This window comes from Sporomusa sp. (assembly GCF_035561255.1).
GTDB lineage: Bacteria > Bacillota > Negativicutes > Sporomusales > Sporomusaceae > Sporomusa.
Genome location: NZ_DATMXX010000082.1, coordinates 1 through 4,902 on the forward strand (window position 1 = coordinate 1; position 4,902 = coordinate 4,902).

General features: G+C 44.0%; 5 protein-coding genes. 2 read left to right on the forward strand and 3 right to left on the reverse strand.

The features are described 5' to 3' along the window. Positions 1-131: 131 nt before the first annotated feature. Positions 132-1,223 (forward strand): DNA integrity scanning diadenylate cyclase DisA, encoded by a 1,092-nt coding sequence (gene disA / locus VN379_RS04940; protein WP_325531404.1) that lies wholly within the window; start codon positions 132-134, stop codon positions 1,221-1,223. Between the two features lie 180 nt (positions 1,224-1,403). Here the strand turns inward: disA and VN379_RS04945 are convergent, their stop codons facing one another. The 3 genes from VN379_RS04945 to VN379_RS04955 form a co-directional block, all read right to left on the reverse strand. Continuing rightward, on the reverse strand, positions 1,404-1,736 hold the full coding sequence (locus VN379_RS04945; protein ID WP_325531406.1) for a stage II sporulation protein P: 333 nt from the start codon (positions 1,734-1,736) through the stop codon (positions 1,404-1,406). 12 nt (positions 1,737-1,748) lie between these two features. Then, positions 1,749-2,921 carry a stage II sporulation protein P gene (spoIIP, locus tag VN379_RS04950; RefSeq protein ID WP_325531408.1) on the reverse strand — a complete coding sequence of 391 codons (1,173 nt, stop codon included), beginning with the start codon at positions 2,919-2,921 and terminating at the stop codon, positions 1,749-1,751. Positions 2,922-3,032: 111 nt separating this feature from the next. After that, positions 3,033-3,431: a DUF1573 domain-containing protein gene (locus VN379_RS04955; RefSeq protein ID WP_325531410.1), complete on the reverse strand. Its 399-nt coding sequence runs from the start codon at positions 3,429-3,431 to the stop codon at positions 3,033-3,035. Between the two features lie 286 nt (positions 3,432-3,717). On the opposite strand from VN379_RS04955, the gene VN379_RS04960 reads away from it, so the two are divergent. Beyond that, positions 3,718-4,845: a PIN/TRAM domain-containing protein gene (locus VN379_RS04960; protein WP_325531412.1), complete on the forward strand. Its 1,128-nt coding sequence runs from the start codon at positions 3,718-3,720 to the stop codon at positions 4,843-4,845. Positions 4,846-4,902: the final 57 nt, after the last annotated feature.

Consider the following 4,902-nt stretch of genomic DNA (forward strand, 5'->3'; position numbering starts at 1 on the left):
GATATAAGGCCTGAATGACTGGGAATAATAAGCAATAATTAATAATTTTACAGCGAAAAGTAATTGTGCGGCAGATTGTCGCAAAATGTATTGGCGCAGCTAGTGTCAGCGGCCATGGAGGCGGTATTATAATGATTAAAATTCGCGAAGAGCGTTCTGAACGGCTATGGGACGCCCGTTTTGTTAAAACAATAAAGACACTTGCGCCTGGTACCACTCTCAGAGACGGTCTGGAGAATGTTCTTAGGGCCAAGATGGGGGCACTGGTCTTGGTGGGGGATAGCCCGACCTCGCTTGATATTGTTGATGGCGGTTTTGAACTCAATTCTGAGTTTACACCAGCTGGTTTCTATGAACTGGCTAAAATGGACGGCGCCATAGTTTTATCAAATGATGGTAAAAGAATTATGTTTGCCAATGCGCAGCTAACGCCAGACCCTAGCATTCTGACTGCAGAAACCGGGACTCGGCATCGTACAGCAGAACGGGCAGCCAAGCAGACTAGTGCACTAGTTGTAGCCATCTCGCAGCGCAGGAACATTATTACTGTGTATCTTGGTTGTCTCAGATATACGCTAAAAGATATTCCTGTTATATTAAACAGGGCTAACCAGGCGTTGCAGACCTTGGAAAAGTATAAGAAGGTGCTTGATAAGGGCTTAACAAATCTGAGTGCGCTTGAATTTGAAGATTTGGTTACTTTGTATGATGTAGCCCTGGTCCTTATCAGGGCTGAGCAGGTCAACCGTATCGCCAAGGAAATCGAACGTAATGTAATTGAATTGGGAACAGAGGGCCGGCTTGTCAGTATGCAGATGGAAGAACTTGATTCCGAGGTTGATGCTGCTGCGCTCTTAATTAAAGATTATTGCAATACCAGTGATCTTAAAGGGTATGAGACAATACAGGAACAGATTGCTGCATTGCCTGAAGAGAATCTTGACCCGTTTACCATATGCCGGATGTTAGGCTATGGTGTCAGTGCCAACGCCATGGATATCCCGGTTGTGCCGCGTGGTTACCGGGTACTTAGACAAATATCCCGCCTGCCTTTATTAGTAGGGGAAAAACTTGTGTCGCATTTTAAAACTTTGCATCACATTTATAATGCGAGTATTGCAGAATTGGATGAGGTGGAGGGTATTGGTGAGGTACGGGCCAAGGCAATAAAGGACGGCCTAAAGAGGGTGCGTGAGCAAGCCTTCCTTGACCGTCATGTATAATAGCAAGTTTCCAGCGGCCATCTGCGTTGCACCCGCAGGGGCAGGACGCATTTCTAAGGCGCTAAAGCGCCACCGAACTGCTCTTGCGCGTGCTCTCTCCGACGGACTTCCCAGTACGACTACGTTCGCATGCTCATCGCGCCTAGCATCTGAACACTATAAACCAGCCTTAGTTTTGTGCTATTTTCGACCGTTATCTTTGTATAGCTCTAAGTTCAAGTTTTCAACAAACCGGGCATAAGCCTGGTTTTCTTCTACTTTGACAATTTTGTAGCGCTTGTTATTCTCACTGATTAGTTCATCGCCGACGCTGACGACCAGTGGCACGTACATAAGGATTTCTCCAGTATCTTCTTCGATAATGTTATAGTAATCATAAACTTTTTGGGGAGTCTGTTCAGGCTTTTGATGAACAGAAAAGATGTTAAGGGGAACATAGTGGAGCACTCCCACTGTCACAACAGCAAGTAGCGCAAGGATGCTGAACAATTTGCCCATGCGGCTTAATTTCAAAACGTCAGCCCCCTAATCCTTACGCTTCTTACGTGGCCCAAAGAAGTTTGTAAATTCATATTTGACAAAGTTCTTGAGTTTTCTTTTGGCCTCCTGCCAACTGCCTGTGCTAAGGAAGAGGAAGGCGATTGCACCACCAACAACTGCAAGTGTCAGCCCTAATATATCATAACCGGGGGCCGTGTCTATGGGGGCATAAGCGCCGCTGCCTGTGTCATCACCGCCGCCTGGATCGGTATAAGTGCCAGCCGGGCTAGCCTGAGCAACACCGCCATTATTGCCGCCGGTACCCAGGAAGAACGGAACAACATCAGCAAATAGGGTTATGCTGCGTTCTGCAGCTTCACGGTTGTTATATTGGGTTCCAACCTCCACCAATAAAGCCCTGGGGCTTAAATCCTGGTTGTAATTGCCGTGAGCGATGAAAATACCACGGATAAGCCCGCGATATTTGGCATCAGTTGCCCGTTTAATGCTACGGGCGTAATCTAAAGTAGTTTTGCGATTTTGATTTTGGCGACCTACCACAAGCAGTAGCTTAGTGGCCTGTTTTCCATGAATGGTAACGTTGTATTCCTTAAATGGAGCGCTATCACGGTGAATATCAAAAATAGCGATAGGTTGTGCCTGTAATAGTTTCATCGCCGTACGGCGGGAACGATGGTAGGCATTGGCATCATGAGGGTCGTGCAGGGTTTTTGAGTGTTCAACCTGATAGCCCAGTTCAGTCAATCTCTTTTCAAAAGCATCGCCGACCAGCATAATCGAACCTTTTCCCTTTTCGGTCGGGGTGCCGTCGTTGGGAATATATGATTCGTCGGTGTGGGTATGGTAAATGGCAATCTTGGGTTTGGGTACATCAGGCGGTGCTGCCTGAACAAAAATAGCATTGTCCGGAGCTTGCGTTGATATTTTCTCCATCGCCCGGCAGTGAGCCAGTGTGCCTTCAACCGTAGTAATTTCATACAATACATCGTCTTCGCCGATATATTCGTCACCCGGATGAACTTCATGACCAGTCTGGAGAACAATAATGCCCTTATCGTCAATCACTGTAAAATAGCCGGAGAGCAATTCACCGCCCTCTGCCGAGTTGATTGATTCGGGTAGGGCTGCCATAGTTGGTAGTGTGCTAAGGCTTAATACTGTCAGTATAGTTAGCGTAATTCGCAATAAATAACACATATTTACCCCCCTTTTATCAGTATCATTCCCCTTGACAGAATGTTTATGTAATTACTGAGAAAAGGATAAAAAAAAGCACAGCCTGGATAAGGCTGTGTAGTATGTAAGTAATTAGGTAAGATGGAATACGCCTAACGTTTTTACATTGTTGTATTCCTGCTGCATAACTTCATGCAGAGACACGCCGGTTAGATTGCACAAAGCAGCCAGATAAAACAGGCTGTGACCAAGCTCATTGGCGATTACTTCCCGGCACTGCGGACAGGTTTCACCAACCAGGTGTGAGGACATGTGATCTTTTAGATCGCTATAGGCAGCGTCTTCTGGAGCAGATTGCCGGACAGCCGAAACCTGAATGCAGCCGCAGCCGGTAACTGCCTTCGCTATAGCCCTGTTTACTCTGGCAGAGGTTTCCTGATATTTTGTTAATACATCCAGTATGCTGCGGTGGCGGATTAAGTATTCATCTGCAATAGACTGAAAGTCTAAACAACATTTATTATCATGCACGTTAGCTACACCTCGCTTTGCCTTTTATTATATAAACTGCTCTCTATAGTTGTCAATGTATAGGCTTAAAACCGCCCAAGAATAATTAGAAATGGCTTATTGACAGGATTCTATATACATGCTAAAATATAAAATTTTGACAAAAGCGGAATCTGTATGCTATACTATAACCTACTACAGCCAAGATCTTTTGAAGTCTTGACGTATTTTTTTATTCAAAGCTGGGTATAATTAAATTATATTTCCAGTTTCTGGATTAAATTATTATAGAAAGGAGGTAGAAGCCGTGATTGACAAAACACTTAGAATACTTATTACCATATTGGCGGCTATTGGTGGCCTAATGATAACCGACAGGATTATTCCTCTGTTGGCTGTTGTGGTTAGTGAAGAATTTTTAAGCATTGGCGTGTTTGGTGTTACCATGACTACTATACTCTCATTTGTTTTTGGGGGAATTGTAGGAGGCATAGTTGGCTTTCTAATAGCACCATTCTTTATTAAGCAACTTTGGAACTTCACTTACTGGGTTGAGTTACGCTTAAACAAAATGCCAGGCTATGATGTGCTGGCAGGTGTGTTGGGTTTAGCCATTGGACTAATAATTTCTAATTTGCTTGGCTCGGCTTTTTTACCTATCCCGATTGTCGGGAAATATGTCCCGTTGTTGTTAAGTATTATCTTAGGGTATTTAGGGATTAATGTCGCGATTAAGAAACGTGAAGAGTTATTCAGCATGTTCTCAGCGTTGCCTACATTGCCGTGGCTTAACCGGGATGGTAAAGATCGTACCAAAGATAAGAACACTAATATCTGCCCGGCAAAGATACTTGATACCAGTGTTATAATCGATGGACGGATAGCAGATATTTGCAAAAGCGGTTTTATTGAAGGGCTGCTCATAATTCCCGTGTTTGTTTTGGAAGAACTGCAGCATATTGCCGATTCGTCTGATCTGTTGAAACGTAATCGTGGTAGACGCGGCTTAGATATTTTAAACCGCATGCAAAAAGAGCTTGAATTAAATGTTCATATCGACAATCGTGATTTTGATGATATTGCTGAGGTTGACTCCAAACTGATTAAGCTGGGGCAATTGCTCAAAGCCAAAATTATAACAAATGATTATAATCTTAATAAAGTAGCAGAACTTCAAGGGGTATCTGTTCTCAATATTAACGAACTGTCCAATGCTGTCAAACCTGTAGTACTGCCAGGGGAAGAAATGGTAGTGCATGTTGTTAAAGATGGTAAAGAATTTGGCCAAGGGGTAGCGTATCTTGACGATGGAACTATGATTGTGGTTGATGGTGGTAAAAAACACATTGGGGAAACAGTCGGAGTTTTAGTTACTTCAGTGTTGCAGACTGCCGCCGGGCGGATGATTTTCGCCAAACCTAAAGTAGCGATGTAAGAAAGCCTTCAAGCCTTGTGGCTTGAAGGCTTTTTGCCCTATAGGATTATTATAGGT